Origin of the sequence: Geotalea toluenoxydans JCM 15764, from assembly GCF_001311985.1 — a bacterium.
Lineage (GTDB): Bacteria > Desulfobacterota > Desulfuromonadia > Geobacterales > Geobacteraceae > Geotalea > Geotalea toluenoxydans.
In genome coordinates this window covers 20,373-35,568 of the sequence record NZ_BBCJ01000001.1, presented here as the reverse complement: position 1 = coordinate 35,568, position 15,196 = coordinate 20,373, and the positions used below count along the sequence as shown (strand labels likewise).

The following is a 15,196-nucleotide window of genomic DNA, read 5'->3' as shown; positions in this document are numbered from 1 at the left end:
TTACAGCGTGCATGGCACCACCCGCACCTGATACTCTCCCCCTATCACCATGTACTCCCCTTCCCCCTTCATTATGCTGTTGGGAAGCAGATCATTATAGAAAAAGACCTTGCTCAGGGGTACCCGTACCTCCCAGACAGTGAACCCGAACTCCCAGGCCCGCTCCTCAACGGAAGTAAAAGATGAAAGGTTGTTGAGCCGGACCAGTTGCCGCCGCTTGTCGAACTTTTCCAGGATATCGTGCTCGCTGGCGTCGAAGGTCCCACGGTAGAGGGTAAGCCAACTCTCCTGATGCCGCTTTTCCAGCTCATACTGGCAGTATTCATAGAGCAGGTCCAGCTGAGAGTTGATGGCATTGGTGCGGGCGCTCCCCTTGGTTCGATCCATGGCAAATACCATATATTCCTCCCCATGGATCCCTGGGATGCGCAGCTTGTGAAAGGTGGGAGGAAGCCCCATGCGGCTCTCCACCCAACCCTTAAGGACGGCCCCTTCCACGGAGTTGGAGTCCATCATCCACCCCCGGAGAAAGCGGAGGTAGCTGTTTTTCAGGCTTTTGCCTGCAGCAACCGTATGGTTCTGCCACTGGTGAAGCTGAAACTTCACCGACATGTAGTCGTTGAAAATCAAGGCGCGCTCAGAGGCATCCGGGATAGTATCCAGCTTTTCGAAGAGAAAGCGGTTCGCCTGCCTGACTCCCTGGATTTCCAGCGGCTGCGGGTTATCGTTGAAATGACGGGAAGCGATGACCCAGGGGGGAAGATTACAGTGATTGAAAGAAGTATTTTCCATAAAAGGCTTATTTACCCCCCTCAATCCCCCCTATTCCATAGGGGGGAAGCGAACGTACGTGAGCAGGGGGTCCGTCTTGGCTCTCACAGCATCTTCCCCAGTTCCACCAGCGTCGGCTTGATCGGCCCTTCGGTCACGAAGACGTCCAGCCCCAGGCGCTCCATCTCCATTTGTGGGGCCTGTCCGATCTGGGCGCAGACCACGCCCGGCAGTCCATAAGTGCTTCGGCAATGGCTGAAAGGAGATGAGCACGCATGGGGTGATCTTGATCCATGGAGCAGTAGCGCTCCACCTGCTTTTCGTCTACCAGCTTCGCCTCGTTGCCTGCAACGTCGTAAATCAGGAACCGCTCGGCATGGCCGAAGTGCTGGTTTATTTCTTTTCCGTCTTTCGAAGCTACGGCGATCAGCATGATCTTCCTCCTTTTGTAGGGGCAGGCCCGTGTGCCTGCCTCAATATGCGGGCGGCCACATGGGCGGGCGGCCACTTGGGGCCGCCCCTACTCGTCCCAATTACATCACCACCGGCTCGAAGGAGAAACACTTCTTCGCGCACGTCCTGCCACATGCCTGACACCCGATGCAATTGTCCGCATTCGCTACCTTCATGTACATCTTGGCAGAATCGTCCTCATCCACCTCTTCAAAGGCCAGCACCCCGTGGGCACATACCTTATAACAGCGGGCGCAACCGATGCAGGTCTCCTCATCGATGGCCTTGATGAACTCCGGGGTGTACTCGGTCTTGTTCCTTCTCAGTCCTGTAATGTAAGCCATGGTTATTACCTCCATATTTTCGTGTTGTAGGGGCGATCCTTGTGATCGCCCTGATCCTCGTGATCGCCCTGATCCTTGCTATCATCAGCCATTTGGGGCAAACACAAGGTTTGCCCGTACGGGTCAATCGTCTTCAAATGACGTCGGCAGGTCTTTATTCATCGCCTTCCGCAGCCAGGGGGGCGGCGTTCCCCTGAGCACGTCCTGCAGCTTGCTGACTATCTCGGCAACCGGAACTTCCGTATTTGTTTTCATGGGATTTATCTTTCTCGCCACCAGCTTGGCCGCTGCGGGCCCGCCGATCTGCATGGTATAGACGATGGCACAGTCCAGAAGCACATCGGCCGTGCGCCGATTTTGTCCTCTTCGTCATCACCATGACTACCCACCCTTACCGTCTCCAGGAAATGAGCTTCGTCAGGACCGATCTCCCAGACATGGAAGCTGTCCGACATGCCGAAATGCTGGTCGATTATCTCGCCGGTACTGCTGGTAAATGCCACTTTCATTTTTCATTCCTCCTTGGAAGTATAGTTGTAAGACAGACCTTCCATTCGCGCTCAAAGATACCATGACCCCCCTCAATCCCCCCTATTCCATAGGGGGGAAGTGAACGTACGTGAACGGGGGGGGTAAGACTAATTATGTGCCAGTTTTTGTGCCTCTTTCCCATTCTCCTGAAATATATTTGCCACCTCGAAAACCAGATTCAACGTCCCCCGGTAACCTACCCACATCTTCTGGTGGGCACCCAGTCGGTCGAATACCGGCAATCCCGCTCGTAAATGTGCCTTGATACCCAGTTTACCGGCTGCCTGACGGCCGTTGGAGTTGGCCACCAGCAGGTCCGCTCCCTGTGCCGCCGTCTCCAGGTCCTCCAGATCGCCAACCATTATATGTTCGCTGGGCAGGCTGTCGAGTCCTCTGGTCCGTGTGGCCGAGAGAGCTGCCTGGACCAGGCACCCCATGCCGGCCAGAAACCGGGTCAACGTCTTCAGGTTGTCGGCTTCCAGGGCAATGGCCACCCTCTTATTGCCGAACTGGTAGTGGCTGTCCACCATGGTATCCGTGAGCCTGCTGCGCCAGCGGCGATGCTTTTCCGGGATCGGTCGGCCGCTGATGGCCGACAGGGTCTCCATGAGCATATCCACTTCTTTAAGACCGGTAACGGAAGTAAAGCCGTAGGCAGGAATGCCGCAGCGCTCCTTCAGTTTCAGCGCTGCCTTTGCCAGGGAGTCTCCCACATAGAGCGTTGCCGCGCTGCGCCCAGCCGCCCGGATGTGCTCCACAGCGATGCCCCCGGTGGAGAGGGGGGAGACGGTGCCGTCGATGTGGCCGTCCAGGGCATTTGAAATATCCGGGATCACCACCGGCGTGAGGCCAAAGGACTCGATGATCTCCTTCAGTTCCTCCACGTCCGCCGGGGTCAGATGCGCACCGGGGAGGAGGTTGACTTGGTTGACAATGGTCGCTTCGTCCCCTTCTTCCACCAGGGCCTCCACAATCGCCTCCACGGCCGCGGCATACCCTTCCTGCATGGAGCCGCAGTAATCCGGAGTGGACGCCCAAATGACCGGAACATGATCGTACTGGGGATTTTCCCAGCGAAAGTGCACGATGGCACTGCGCACGTCGTCCCCCATGGTTTCCGTAAGTCCCGAGGTCATCACCCCCACCACCCCCGGAGTGAATTTTTCCATCACCCGGCCAATGCCCTTTTTCAGGTTCTCCCAGCCGCCGAAGATGGCTGTATCCTCGCTCATGGCTGTGGAATTTAAGGCTATGGATTCCTTGAAGTGCCGCGACAACTGCAAACGGATGAAGGTGGAACACCCCTGGGCGCCATGGAGAAGGCCCAACATGCGGTCGATGCCGAGGAAGGCCAGGGTCGCCCCCAGGGCCGGCGAGTTTTTCTGGGGATTGACGGTAGCATTTTTCATCCTCCCTCCCCCGCAGACATCCCCCTCCCCCTGTCCCCCTCCCACAGGGGGAGGGGGAAGCAAGGATTCGATTGCCGGCATAGGCAAAGCAAGAAAAGCCTCCCCGTGGCCGGCAGCCAGCGCCACATCGGCAACCAGTTCACCTTTGTCTTTCTCCCAGGGAGACGGTGCATTGAGCGCCGGCCAGATGGATTATTCACCGTCAGGTCCAGCTGCCTGGCGAAGGTCACCATTCCTTCGTAACCGGCATAGGGATGGGAGCGGCCATGATTGATATCGAGAAAGGGGGTCCTGGTCTTGAGGGCCAGGAACTTGGTCTTGCCCCCGGCCACGATCAGGTCGGGCATCTTCTCCTGCATCACCTTGAGGAGACCGGCGGTGGAGGTGTCCTCGATGATCTTCGCATCCCGGTGCATCAGCCCTTCATGCGATAAAAATCTTCCAGGGTGGAGTTCTGGGTACCGGCGGCCAGGATCTCAACCCCCAGTTCCCGCAGGGCATTGACCATGGACCAGGTCTTGACCCCGCCGGTGAAAAGCACCGCCCGCTTCCCTTCCAGCCTCGCCCGGTAAGGGGCAATGGCAGTCCGGCACTTGGCCTCTTCCTCCTCGATAAGTTTCTCCACCCGGTCCTGCATGACCCGCTTTTCCAGCCCCCCCACCGCATCGTCCAGTTCCCGGGCAATGTCGCGGAGAGCCTTGGCCGTATCGGTCATGCCGTAGAAGGATTCTTCGATGTAAGGCATGCCGAAGGTCTTCTGCATCTTCTTGGCAAGGTTGGTCAGAGATTTGGAACAGATAATGACGTTGAGCCTGGCCCGGTGGGCATAGCGCAGCTCTTCAAATTTGGCGTCGCCGGAAAAGCAGGAAAGGATCTGGATGCCGAGCCGATCGAAAAGCGGCAGCATGCCCCACAGGTCGCCGGCGATGTTGTATTCGCCAATCAAGTTTATGGCATATTCGCCCAGCACCGGCGGCTCTGCGGTGCCGATGACATGTTTGAAGAGGATCTCGCCGGCCAGACGGTTGCCGATATTTTTGTCGCCGATGAAGCCGGGGGTATTTACCGGTATCACAGGAACGGCAACCTTTTCCGCAGCCGCCGTGCAGACCGCCTCCACATCATCACCGGTCATGGCGGTGACACAGGTGGCATAAACGAAAATGGCCTTGGCCTCGGGATAGCGTCCTGCCAAGTCCAAAATAGCCTTGTACAGCTTCTTTTCACCGCCGAACACCACATCGTTTTCCAGCATTTCAGTGGTGAAACCGCGACGATAGAGCTGCGAACCGGACGAACGGGCACCCCGGTTGTCCCAGGAATTGCCGGCACAGGCAATGGCCCGTGCACCAGGTGGATCACATCGGTGATCGGCATCAGCACCACCCTGGCGCCATCGTAGGCGCAGCTCCGTTCCGTACCCTCCCCCGGTTCGGATTTTTTGCAGAATTTGGGCGCCCCCGCGTCATTTGTTTTGCAGTCGGTTACATCGTAATAGTCGGGTTTCGCCATACTTTTTCTCCCTTTCATTCAACGCGAAGCCTGAAAAATGACAAAAGGCGCCCCATCTATGAAATGGTTGGCGCCTTTGCCAATAACCTGCGTATGAAGTATTCCTTTACCGTCTCCTGAGCATTTGCCGTGCCAACATGATCATGGTTTATACTTCAGCGTTATTTCCGCCGGTTACCTGATTCTTTTCGTTATGGTTCAAAGAAAATGCCTACAATTTGGGCAACTCTCCGCTTTAAAAGCATTATTGAGTGATGAAGACGGCAATTATTGAAAAGATCTAACAAACAGGTATAGTTGCTAACGGAAGAATCCTCCTTCATCCCGCTCAGAAAGTACCACGCTGCCTGTTATCAAATGATCTCCGTGGAGAGTATTAATGCGGACATGTAAGACCTTTCCGACGCAACAGACTTATGGCCTGCTTCCGCAGGCCTTTTTTATTGTCCATTACACCAAAATGGTCAAGTTAAACCTGCCTCCCGCAAAAAGTAAAATGCTTTTATTCATGAATCTGGTGATGGCCGGCTAAAGGTAACCTGACCAGGAACATCAGTAAAAAAACTAAAAGGAGGGCAACAAAGTGACAAGAAAAAGGATCAGCAGAAGGAAGTTCATGGCTCTTAGCTCTTGTGGCATAACCGGAGCGTATCTGAGTCTGCACACGGGGCTGGCACAGGCTATGATGGGTAACAGCCGCATGGGGGGAGGAACTACGATCATCAACGCCGCCGGGAGCTGTTTTCCGTGATCCACCCGAGGCGGTAAAAAACATCAACGGAGTCTATGAATTGGCCATCGAGGAAACAAACATTAATGTCAATGGAACACTTGCTACCCTACTCACATACAACGGTTCGTTCCCCGGGCCAACCATTCGGGCGAAGCGGGGAGAGGATCTTCTGGTGCAGTTGAAGAACTTCCTCCCTCCCACTGCGGAAAAGAACATTTTAGGCCACACCAAAAACATCACCAACCTGCATACCCACGGTCTCCATGTCTCGCCCAAACCGCCGGCTGACAGCATGATGATCCAACTGCATCCGGGAGACATCTACGATTACAATTACTGCATGGATTTTGAAGAACCGGGACACTTGAATTTCTACCACCCTCACGTGCACGGGGTGGTCGCCGAACAATACTGGGGGGGATTGGCCGGTCCATTGGTGGTGGAGGATGAAACACCGGCACTGTCCGGCCTGGAAACGCATATCATGGTGCTGAAGGACTTGACCCTGAGCGGATCGGTGCCCGAGCCCTATACCTCCACCATGCAATACATGCATGGCAAGGAGGGAAACCTGGTCATGGTCAATGGCCAGGTGAATCCGGTGCTGAATATCCAGCCGGGACAGGTGCAAAGATGGCAGATCGTCAATGCCTGCAATGCCCGCTTTTTCAACCTTGCCCTGGAAAATCATTCCATCAATCTGATCGGCACGGATGGCGGCCTGCTGGATAAGCCCTATCCTGTATCCTCAATACTCCTGTCACCGGGAGAGCGGGTAGATATCCTGGTCAAGGCAAACCAGGCGAAAAAGAGCTACCGCTTCCTTTCCCTCCCCTACAACCGTGGCGGCATGAGCACCCAACAGCAGGTCACCCTTCTCACCCTCTCCTACAAAGGCTCACCGGTAAATAACTCCCTGCCCGCCTCCATCAATACGAACGCCAAACGGGTTGTCATGGATACGGCCGCTTTACCGCAACGCAGACTAACCCTGAGCATGATGCAGGGCAGAGGATACATCAACGGCCAGACCTTCCTCGGCATGGACAATGCCTGCACCATCATGTCACACCTGGGGGGCTGGGAGGTATGGGAGATCGTCAACCAGAGCGGCATGGATCACCCGTTCCACCAGCACGTCAACTCGGCCCAAGTCTTATCCATCACCGGTGGCGACGCCGGTTATGCGTCCCTTTACACCAAGATCCCCGCCTGGAAGGATGTGGTCATCGTCCCCAAATGGGGGAGCGTTAAGCTGCTGGTGCCTGTCATGGACTGGATGGCATGACCATGTTCCACTGCCACATTATTGAGCACGAGGACATAGGCATGATGGGAGTGTGGGATATCAGGGGAGAAGGCATGCCCATGTAGGCTAGACGCGGCTGTTTAATGTTTTAAATGAAAAAGGGACATCACCAGTATCACTGGCGTCCCTTTTTCTTTAGCCTGCAAGCGGGTCCTTACCAAGCCATTCGGGGTGCTGCTGCGTGCCGTCGAAGCGCGTGCTGGTTTTGTATAGCTCGTACTTGCCTTCAAGGGCTGCGGACCTGGTACGCTTCAGAATGCTTGCGACCTCGGTCTGCGTGAGCGGCTTGAAGGTGCGAACGGCCTCGAGGGCCTGGTCGAGGATCTTTTGACTGTCGATGCCGGTGATCTGCACAGCGATGGGCAGATTCAGGCAGTAGTGCAGCGCCTCCATAGGCTTGACGGTGTTGCTGTGGAGGATGTAGGGGTGGCCGAAGGCTTTCATGCCGAGTGGCGCGATACCTTCGCGATTAAGCACGGGCAGCACTTCGCGCTCAAAGCTGCGGAAGTGCGCATCCATCACGTTGAGCGGCATCTGCACCGCGTCCAGGTGGAATTTGTGCTTTTGGGCAAAATCAAGCATACGCAAATGAACAAACGGATCCTTGTGGCCAGTGAAACCCATATAGCGGATTTTGCCGGCTTTCTGAGCTTCCGCCATGGCTTCGAATGCCCCCCCTCGGCGAAGATGCGGTCCGGGTCTTCCAGTCGAATGACTTCGTGGAACTGCATCAGGTCGATGCGGTCAGTTTGCAGGCGCTGAAGACATGAGTCGATCTGCCGGGCAGCTTCCGCCTTGGTGCGGCCGTCGATTTTGTCCATCAGGAAGACCTTCTGGCGGTAGCGTCCTTAAGAGCTTTGCCCATGCGGACTTGGCTTACGCCTTCGTTGTAGTCCCAGCAGTTGTCCATGAAGGTGATGCCACGGTCTATGGCCTGGCGGATGAGCTGAATCGACTCGTGCTCGGAAAGAGATAGCTGGCCGATGTGCCAGCCCCCCAGGCCGATGATGGAGACGTGCTCGCCTGTGCGGCCGAGGGCGCGGTAGATCATTCCATTGTTGCCGCGACTCATTTCTGCGTGAAGCATTGGCGAAAGAAGGTGCCCCGCAGCCAACCCGGCCACCAAGGCTATACTTTGCTTGTTGAATTGTCGTCGAGAGATCATCGGTTATTCCTCCATATGATGGATGTGGTTTCGTTGCCGTTTTTTCCTGACCTTATCTTAATTCTATCGTACTGCGGAAGACTAAGGCAGGTTCGCTGATCTGCTGATACTTTTCCCTCAGTTTAATGTATAACCTTTCAGACATGCATCAGGGGTTTGGCAATCATTATCCGGATTTCTGTGATAGTATACTGACGTGCATAAATCCGCACCCGCCTTCGGGAAGCACGATGCAACTCAGTTCCAAGAGAAACAGGAGATTCACGACATGGGAAAAAGGCTGTATGTATCGAATATCGCATTCAAGGCAACAGAGGAAACCCTGAGAGGCTCTTTGCCCAATATGGTACCGTGGACGCCATCAACTTCGTCACTGACGCTCGCACCGGCAAGCCCAAGGGATTCGCCTTTGTGGAGATGGCCTCGGACGAAGAGGCCCAGCAGGCGATGGGGACCTTGAACGGCACTCTGTTGCTGGGCAGGCCACTGAAGGTCAGTGAAGCCAACACCCAGCAGCCGCGTGAACGCCGGGATCTTGCCGAAAGCGAAGGCAATGGGGAAAGAAACCGCCAATGACTGTAGAATGGTATCCAGGACATATGGGCAAGGCCCATAAAGAGATCGCCGAACTGGTAAGGTCTACCCATGTGATTATTGAGATTGTGGACGCCCGTCTTCCGGTATCCAGCTCCAATCACCTGCTGCACGAGCTGCGCCGGAACAAGCCCTGCATCAAAGTGATGAACAAGAACGACCTGGCCGATCCCGCCGTGACCAAGGCCTGGGTCCGCACTTTTGAACGGGAAAACGGCGTCAGGGCTCTCCCCCTGTCGGCGAAACAGCACCGGGAAACGGCACAGCTCATCAAAATCTGCTACAGCCTGGCGCCAAACTGGGGTAAACAACCCGGCTATCCACTGAGGGCCATGGTAGTCGGCATTCCCAATGTGGGCAAATCCACCCTCATCAACACCCTAGCGGGCAAAAGCGTGGCCAAGGTCGGTGACCGGCCGGCCATCACAACCAGCCACCAGCGGATCGACCTGCGCAACGGCATTATCCTGTCCGACACCCCCGGCCTGCTCTGGCCCGACATGAAGGATCAGGTGGCGGCTTATCGTTTGGCAGCCAGCGGTGCAATCGGTGACAACGCCTTCGACTACATGGAAGTAGCTATTTTTGCCGCAGAATTCATGATGGAGCAGTACCGTGACCTGCTGATCGCCCGCTACAAACTCACGGACCTGCCGGAGACCGGAGCCGAACTGCTGGAACAGGTCGGCCGCCGCCTGGGATGTCTCGTCTCCGGAGGGCTGGTGGACATGAATCGCGCCAGCGAGGCGTTTCTGCGGGAGCTACGGGCAGGTAAAATCGGCCGGGTCAGCTTTGAGCGGTCTGAGTACGATGGGGCGGACTAAAAAAGAGACCGGCTGATTTCAGCCGGTCTCACTTGTACGCCTTCTTCTTAACAATTAAGTATGCTGTCTCCAGAATTCCCGCCCACCCGGTAAAACCATCTATCCCCTCCGGAAATGCCATAACAGCAATTACATGAGGCTTTCATAACTTGCAGCACCGGGCATCAGAGCTGCTCAGCCACCGGCAGAATTTGTTGCGGATAAATATGTTGCATTATAAAGTCACTAATCACATCATATTTTGCTGTAATTAGTGAGGTGATTCATGGTGCGGCATATCTGGCAAAGCAACAATTGGCCAAGTTTTACCTGGGATGCGGAACAACTTCTGGCCCCCCTGGGTGAATGCCGTCTCGCCTAGGGCCGACTGATCGCAAAGGTTGCCAGTTTAGGCTTGTCGCTGGAACTGCAGGCGCAAGCAGAAATTCTGGTGGAAGAAACAATCAAAACGTCCGCCATTGAAGGGGAACAACTTGACCCCCGCTCAGTGCGGTCTTCTGTTGCCCGCAGGCTCGGCATCCCCAGCGCCGGGCTTCCAGTTGACCGGCGCATTGACGATCTGGTTTCGGTACTGATGGACGCTACACAGAATTGCGAAGCGCCAGTTTCTGCCGAGCGTTTTGGGGCTGGCAGGCGGCTCTGTTTCCCTCCGGCTATTCGGGAATGCACAAAATCCAGGTTGGTAAGTGGCGTGAAGGTACTGAACCGATGCGAGTAATATCTGGTCCCATCGGTAGAGAGAGGGTCATTACGAAGCTCCGCCAAGTAGTCAGGTAGGTACAGAAATGGAACGATTTCTGACGTGGTGGCAGGAATCGCGCGGGAATATGGAAGGGATCATCAGGGCGGCCCTGGCGCACTTCTGGTTCGTCACCATCCACCCTTTTGACGGATGGCAACGGACGACTGGCACGCGCCCTGACCGATATGGCCCTTTCCCAGGATGACCAACAGAGGGTCCGGTCCTACAGCCTGTCCGCACAGATCATGGCTGACCGGGAAGAGTATTACGACATCCTGGAGCGGTGCCAGAAAGGCACCTGCGAAACTACTCCGTGGCTGGTCTGGTTTCTCGGCTGTTATGCAAGGGCTATCCGGAGATCAGAGGATATCTTGAATGGGGTGTTCTCACGCTCAGAGTTCTGGCGGCGGCATGATCATCTGCAGTTGACTGACCGACAGAAGAAAGTAATCAACCGTTTGCTGGAGGCAAATCCCGGTGGTTTCGAGGGAGGGCTTACCACAAAGAACTATGCATCCATAACCCATACCAGCAAAGGCACAGCGTTCCGCGAATTGGATCAGCTGTATGAATGGGGAGTACTGGAGCGGGTCGGCAAGGGGCGGAGCGTACGGTATGAGCTGCTTTGCGATAAGAACACGAAGTGATAAGTATTAAGCTTAATGAGCGGCAGATTGAACCGGTGGCTGAATTGAGTATGGGAATTCCCCTGCGGTCTCCTTTGTAAACCATCTTCTTAACAATTAAATATGCTGTCCCCTTTGGCTCAGCTAAGCCACAAATGCCACACTTCAATTGTGCCTGGATTACCAGGAAAGTTCCGTCCATGACGCGATAGCGCCAGCTCGTGGGAAGAATGGCCGAGTGCATGGGGGAGTTGTTGTGTCAGAAAAGAGTCCGGAATTTCTTTTTGTTGTTGCTCAAGGTGCGGCGAGAGGCAGTCGGCAATGGTTGAATTGTCCCGTACATAGGCAAGCATGAAGCTTCGCGGGCATACCAACCATACTGCCCCTCAATAAATCGCGCCAGCTTTTGTGCAATAGAGGTTAATCGTTTTCTTGCTTTTGGTATCAGTTGTATCAAGCAGTTTGCATTCGACTATGAGTGGAAGCTTTGAAGAGCGGTTTGTAAGATAGATGGAAAAATCAGGGCGGGTTTCCAGCTTGCTGCCATCATAATTAATTGTTTCTTTGCCACGCTCCACACTGGCAACAAGCATGCTCCACTGCGGATTTAGTTCAGACAAGCTTTTAAGCCGGGATTCCATCAGGGTATTGACTACTTTTTCTTCATCATGACGCAGAACTTCTTCGTAATCCTCAAGCAAACCTTCCCATGCCGCGACCAGCATTTCGGCAATTGCCCTGAGTGGTCGGGGTTGCAGGGGCGGTACAGGCCGTTCAACACCTCGCATAAACTCTTCAAGCTGATAGTTGGGTGACAGGCTCATTTCGTCTCACTTCCGAAGAGCGTGTCCAGATGTTCCCAGACTATGCGGCGTGCGACCAGCCGAGCCTGGCTGTGGCTCCAATAACGAGCCTGATTGAGCCGGGCGATCAAAAGGGTGTTGTTGTCCGGGTTGGGGAGGATAACCTCGGTGGAAGCCAACCGGTCAGCTAGCTGTAAAATAACCGGCCATTCATCGCTCGTTGTGGTTTTTTTTTCTTTGCCCGGAGCAATTGCGCTTACGCTCAAGACACTCCACGGTGAGGCGGTAGGCAGCCGCATCGTCTGCACCTCAATCTGCAAGCCTTCCCGCTTGGCCCACGAGTTAAGCTCAATTTTTAGAGTATTACAAAATACTGCCACATCCTCAGTTGTACGCGTCTTCTGAGCAGCATGCTTGTTTGCGGCAAAGGGCAGGTTATAGCGCAGTGTATCGGCAATGACCTGTAAATCCTGCTCGTTCAGTCCGTACAACGAGGCAGCCCAAGCATCAACCTTGGTCCAATTCTCCGGACAATCTTCATGGGCAATGGCGTCAAATAGTTCGTCCACTTTTGCCAATGTGGCAGCGTCAAGAGATTCAAAGGGAATGATTGGAATGTTGTCGATAATAATTTTTTCAACAACTTCTCGTTCAAAACCGAATTCGCCACTGGTCATCAACATATACCAAAAGGCTGGTTTGCTACCAACGAGAAGAGTTAAATATCTAATAAATATAATGGAGTTTGGATGTGTTTTACCACTGTAGCCATAATATACTTCATTAAACACTAAATCATTTTCCGACATGGAAACACGTATTCTGCCGTTTGTTGTCGGAGGTGATTTGTGCACAATCAGAAGTGGTCCTTTATATGCTTCAGGTTCTCTTGCACGATCAAGCTCTGAATCAGTAAATGGTTTAAGGGCATTAGGATCAATGAGAATTGGCAAAAATGTGCCTGAAGGTAAATCAGGCATATTTTGCAAATGCTTTGATAGTTGAGGTTGCTTTGTACTTGGACAAACTCGTCGGTATCCAGTGCTTACATTTTTTAGATGCCCCCTTGATTCCCCAAAATGCTGCTTCCAATACTGTGATAGCTTGATCAAACCTCGTGTCCTCAGTCTGTCAAAAATTTTCAGATCCAGTGTAGTTCCACGAAATAATATTTTAAACAATGCTGCATGTTCCATGACTTGATCTGGTGTCACAAAATCAGCATTGGCAGCATCTATTCGCATCGAACCAGCGCCATTTAAACCTTTTTCCAAATGAGGCGTAACAAATCGGAATGCGACATCAGCAGAAGGCAATTGATTGCGAGCAAAAAGTAAGCAAAATGGAGCATCTATTTCAGGCCAAACCTTAGAATTGCGCAGTTCAGCACCATTGATCACGCCGCTTATCTCAAGCGCACGAAATAGGGCTGCGCGTGCCTCTACCATGCCGTTGCCTTGTTGGAATAGAATGCGAGCATGCAGGGCAAAGGCAATTTGCCCTCCAGGTTTTGCCCATTTCATGCTCGCCAGACAAATGGCAGGTCCAGCACTTCATTGGGGATAGGAGGTGGGGCTTGGTCTGGTAAGCGCTCACGAGCAATCGCATCGACTACTTCTTTAACAATATGCCAATCTGGAAGTCTTGTATCGCCCGGCCACGGCGGATTGCCAATAACCAGATCATACTGTCCAACATGCGAGTCGCTAACAGCCTTGCCCAAGCTGCCAAGGCCATCGCTAACGCCATCATTCAGGTTGTACAACACCTTGTTTTTAAGATTCTTGTTGAAGCGAAGTTTTTCCACCGGTTCCGGTTCGGGGTCCAGTTCGATGGACATGAGATAAAGCCCAAGGGCGGCAAAGCGGAGCGCCGCTTCATTGATATCGAAACCGACGAGTTGGTTGTAGAGGATTTCCCGCAGCACATGGGTGTCGGGGCGCTTATTGTCTCGCTGCCAACGTTCCATCACCAGTTGCCGGAAGGCGGAAACAATGAAAACTCCGGCCCCCGCTGCCGGATCAAGCACCTTGGCATCGGCGGCAATACCTTTGCGGCGGAGCGGATGAAATGCGGCGTTCACCATCAGGTCGGCAATGGCGCGTGGTGTATAAAAGCTCCCTTCGTTGCGTTGACGCTCCTGATCATGCTCCCGCATGTAATGTTCGTAGGCCTCGCTGAGCACTCCGACCGGGATATGGGCAAAATCGAGGTAGTCCCACTTTTCTTCCCAGCCAAGGTACAACTGCCCCTCCACAGCACGATACATGATATTGCCGAGAGGTTTCAGCGTTTCATTCGGCAGGCGTGAGAGCAGACCGTCGGAAAACGGGAGGAAATCACCGTTAAAGGTTACGTCCAGCCATTGAGATGCAGCTTCGGCGCGGCGGGAGTCATTGAAGATCTCATGCGAAGGTCTGAGATGGTCAGGCAGAAGATTACGATCACCAAGGAAACGGAGAAACAGGGCGCGACCGGCAAGAGAAATGGCATCATTGCGAGTAATCACCGGGCATTTCAGCAAGTCCCGAATGGCATCGCGTAACAGCTTGAGCACTATGCCGGAAATCCATTTTTTGTGTGGCGCAATGTCGGGGCGAGAGTTGGCAAGAGTGGGAAAGATGATTCGTCGCTCTTCTGGTAGCCCTTTGATACGGCTGGCCTTGTCACCGTCTTTATCCAGTGAAACCCGATGAATGGTCAGTTGCCCGGGACGCACAACCCCCAGATAAGGCGCATCGCCACGCAGGGCTATACAGCGGCGGATATGGCAAAACTGATCTTCGGTAATATCAGCGCCGTTTACTAGAAAGACAAGCGGAGAACTTTGCCATTCGTAAACTCCGAACAGCGCCTTGAGATCACCCTGTCCACGATAACGCGCCGCGATCAGACTCACGTACGAAAGCATTTCCGGCTTTTCTGCAAGCAGCCTTAATCCGCCGTCCGGACTGAGGTCTGCCCCGTATTCCGCAAGTGTCTCAATGAGTTCGTTCATAGAGCCGCTCCTGAAGCAGTTTGTGGTGTCTGTGGAGGAAACAGAAGGGCCTGCGGATCGCCGCCGAATTTTCCTTTTCCGGCACCGCGAGGCTTCTTTTCAGCTATCTCGACATGGTCCAGTATTTCTCGAAAGTCAACCTTATGTTCAGCCAGCTCCGCTAGGAGAACTGCGATGATTGAAAGATGTGATGGCACCTCTCCCGATTTGGCATAGTTTGAAATCGAGGCAGGTTTGAGTTTTATAAGCACGGCAAACTCTCTGATGGTTAACCCTGCTTTCCCTATATGCCGTTTGAACTCATCGTAAGTCATGATCAAGATATACATTAATTTATGTAAAAAACCAGCTTTTTAATGTCTTTTTTGTTCTTTACTGTTGA

Annotated in this window: 16 protein-coding genes and 3 pseudogenes; 8 read left to right on the top strand and 11 right to left on the bottom strand. The window is 53.8% G+C overall.

The features are described from left to right. From JCM15764_RS00170 to JCM15764_RS27585, 5 genes and pseudogenes are all read right to left on the bottom strand, one after another. Positions 1-792, bottom strand: a complete 792-nt coding sequence (locus tag JCM15764_RS00170; RefSeq protein ID WP_054691526.1) for an NAD(+)--dinitrogen-reductase ADP-D-ribosyltransferase — start codon at positions 790-792, stop codon at positions 1-3. A 133-nt stretch (positions 793-925) separates the two neighbouring features. Further along, positions 926-1,204 (bottom strand): NifB/NifX family molybdenum-iron cluster-binding protein, encoded by a 279-nt coding sequence (locus JCM15764_RS00165; RefSeq protein ID WP_279384159.1) that lies wholly within the window; start codon positions 1,202-1,204, stop codon positions 926-928. A gap of 100 nt (positions 1,205-1,304) precedes the next feature. Next, positions 1,305-1,568: a ferredoxin III, nif-specific gene (gene fdxB, locus JCM15764_RS00160; protein WP_054691524.1), complete on the bottom strand. Its 264-nt coding sequence runs from the start codon at positions 1,566-1,568 to the stop codon at positions 1,305-1,307. Between the two features lie 123 nt (positions 1,569-1,691). Continuing rightward, positions 1,692-2,077 (bottom strand): annotated as a pseudogene (gene nifX, locus JCM15764_RS00155) (nitrogen fixation protein NifX). Between the two features lie 129 nt (positions 2,078-2,206). After that, positions 2,207-5,020, bottom strand: a pseudogene (locus tag JCM15764_RS27585) (bifunctional nitrogenase iron-molybdenum cofactor biosynthesis protein NifEN). Between the two features lie 583 nt (positions 5,021-5,603). On the opposite strand from JCM15764_RS27585, the gene JCM15764_RS20845 reads away from it, so the two are divergent. From JCM15764_RS20845 to JCM15764_RS27580, 3 genes are read left to right on the top strand one after another with little or no spacing between them, the layout of a single operon-like run. Continuing rightward, entirely contained in the window at positions 5,604-5,771 is a 168-nt protein-coding gene (locus JCM15764_RS20845) for a hypothetical protein (RefSeq protein WP_243688054.1), read from the top strand. 40 nt (positions 5,772-5,811) lie between these two features. Next, positions 5,812-7,041 (top strand): multicopper oxidase family protein, encoded by a 1,230-nt coding sequence (locus JCM15764_RS00145; protein ID WP_279384155.1) that lies wholly within the window; start codon positions 5,812-5,814, stop codon positions 7,039-7,041. Then, complete coding sequence (locus JCM15764_RS27580; RefSeq protein WP_369412210.1) at positions 7,038-7,127, top strand: multicopper oxidase domain-containing protein; 90 nt, start codon at positions 7,038-7,040, stop codon at positions 7,125-7,127. The genes JCM15764_RS00145 and JCM15764_RS27580 overlap by 4 nt, the downstream gene beginning before the upstream one ends. A gap of 70 nt (positions 7,128-7,197) precedes the next feature. Here the strand turns inward: JCM15764_RS27580 and JCM15764_RS29080 are convergent, their stop codons facing one another. Further along, positions 7,198-7,722: an aldo/keto reductase gene (locus tag JCM15764_RS29080; RefSeq protein WP_243688053.1), complete on the bottom strand. Its 525-nt coding sequence runs from the start codon at positions 7,720-7,722 to the stop codon at positions 7,198-7,200. Positions 7,723-7,882: 160 nt separating this feature from the next. Further along, positions 7,883-8,227: an aldo/keto reductase gene (locus JCM15764_RS29075; RefSeq protein ID WP_243688052.1), complete on the bottom strand. Its 345-nt coding sequence runs from the start codon at positions 8,225-8,227 to the stop codon at positions 7,883-7,885. A 204-nt stretch (positions 8,228-8,431) separates the two neighbouring features. Between JCM15764_RS29075 and JCM15764_RS00135 the strand changes: the two genes are divergently transcribed. From JCM15764_RS00135 to JCM15764_RS20820, 5 genes and pseudogenes are all read left to right on the top strand, one after another. Next, positions 8,432-8,803: an RNA recognition motif domain-containing protein gene (locus JCM15764_RS00135; protein WP_279384186.1), complete on the top strand. Its 372-nt coding sequence runs from the start codon at positions 8,432-8,434 to the stop codon at positions 8,801-8,803. Then, a complete protein-coding gene (ylqF, locus tag JCM15764_RS00130) occupies positions 8,800-9,645 on the top strand; it encodes a ribosome biogenesis GTPase YlqF (protein WP_054691519.1) in 846 nt (281 codons plus the stop codon). Before JCM15764_RS00135 ends, ylqF begins: the two co-directional genes overlap by 4 nt. Positions 9,646-9,910: 265 nt before the next feature. After that, positions 9,911-10,363 (top strand): annotated as a pseudogene (locus JCM15764_RS20830) (DUF4172 domain-containing protein). Between the two features lie 67 nt (positions 10,364-10,430). Further along, positions 10,431-10,592, top strand: coding sequence for a Fic family protein (locus tag JCM15764_RS20825; protein ID WP_243688051.1), 162 nt, complete (start codon positions 10,431-10,433; stop codon positions 10,590-10,592). Beyond that, positions 10,531-11,034 carry a Fic family protein gene (locus tag JCM15764_RS20820; RefSeq protein ID WP_243688115.1) on the top strand — a complete coding sequence of 168 codons (504 nt, stop codon included), beginning with the start codon at positions 10,531-10,533 and terminating at the stop codon, positions 11,032-11,034. Before JCM15764_RS20825 ends, JCM15764_RS20820 begins: the two co-directional genes overlap by 62 nt. Before the next feature lie 365 nt (positions 11,035-11,399). Here JCM15764_RS20820 and JCM15764_RS00120 read toward each other — a convergent pair whose 3' ends face one another. Genes JCM15764_RS00120 through JCM15764_RS00105 form a run of 4 tightly spaced genes read right to left on the bottom strand, consistent with a single transcriptional unit; the run spans position 11,400 to position 15,128 of the window. Next, positions 11,400-11,837: a hypothetical protein gene (locus tag JCM15764_RS00120; protein ID WP_054691517.1), complete on the bottom strand. Its 438-nt coding sequence runs from the start codon at positions 11,835-11,837 to the stop codon at positions 11,400-11,402. Then, positions 11,834-13,339, bottom strand: a complete 1,506-nt coding sequence (locus JCM15764_RS00115) for a hypothetical protein (RefSeq protein ID WP_054691515.1) — start codon at positions 13,337-13,339, stop codon at positions 11,834-11,836. The genes JCM15764_RS00120 and JCM15764_RS00115 overlap by 4 nt, the downstream gene beginning before the upstream one ends. Continuing rightward, positions 13,336-14,814 (bottom strand): N-6 DNA methylase, encoded by a 1,479-nt coding sequence (locus tag JCM15764_RS00110; RefSeq protein ID WP_054691514.1) that lies wholly within the window; start codon positions 14,812-14,814, stop codon positions 13,336-13,338. The genes JCM15764_RS00115 and JCM15764_RS00110 overlap by 4 nt, the downstream gene beginning before the upstream one ends. After that, complete coding sequence (locus JCM15764_RS00105; RefSeq protein ID WP_054691727.1) at positions 14,811-15,128, bottom strand: hypothetical protein; 318 nt, start codon at positions 15,126-15,128, stop codon at positions 14,811-14,813. The genes JCM15764_RS00110 and JCM15764_RS00105 overlap by 4 nt, the downstream gene beginning before the upstream one ends. Between the last annotated feature and the right edge of the window lie 68 nt (positions 15,129-15,196).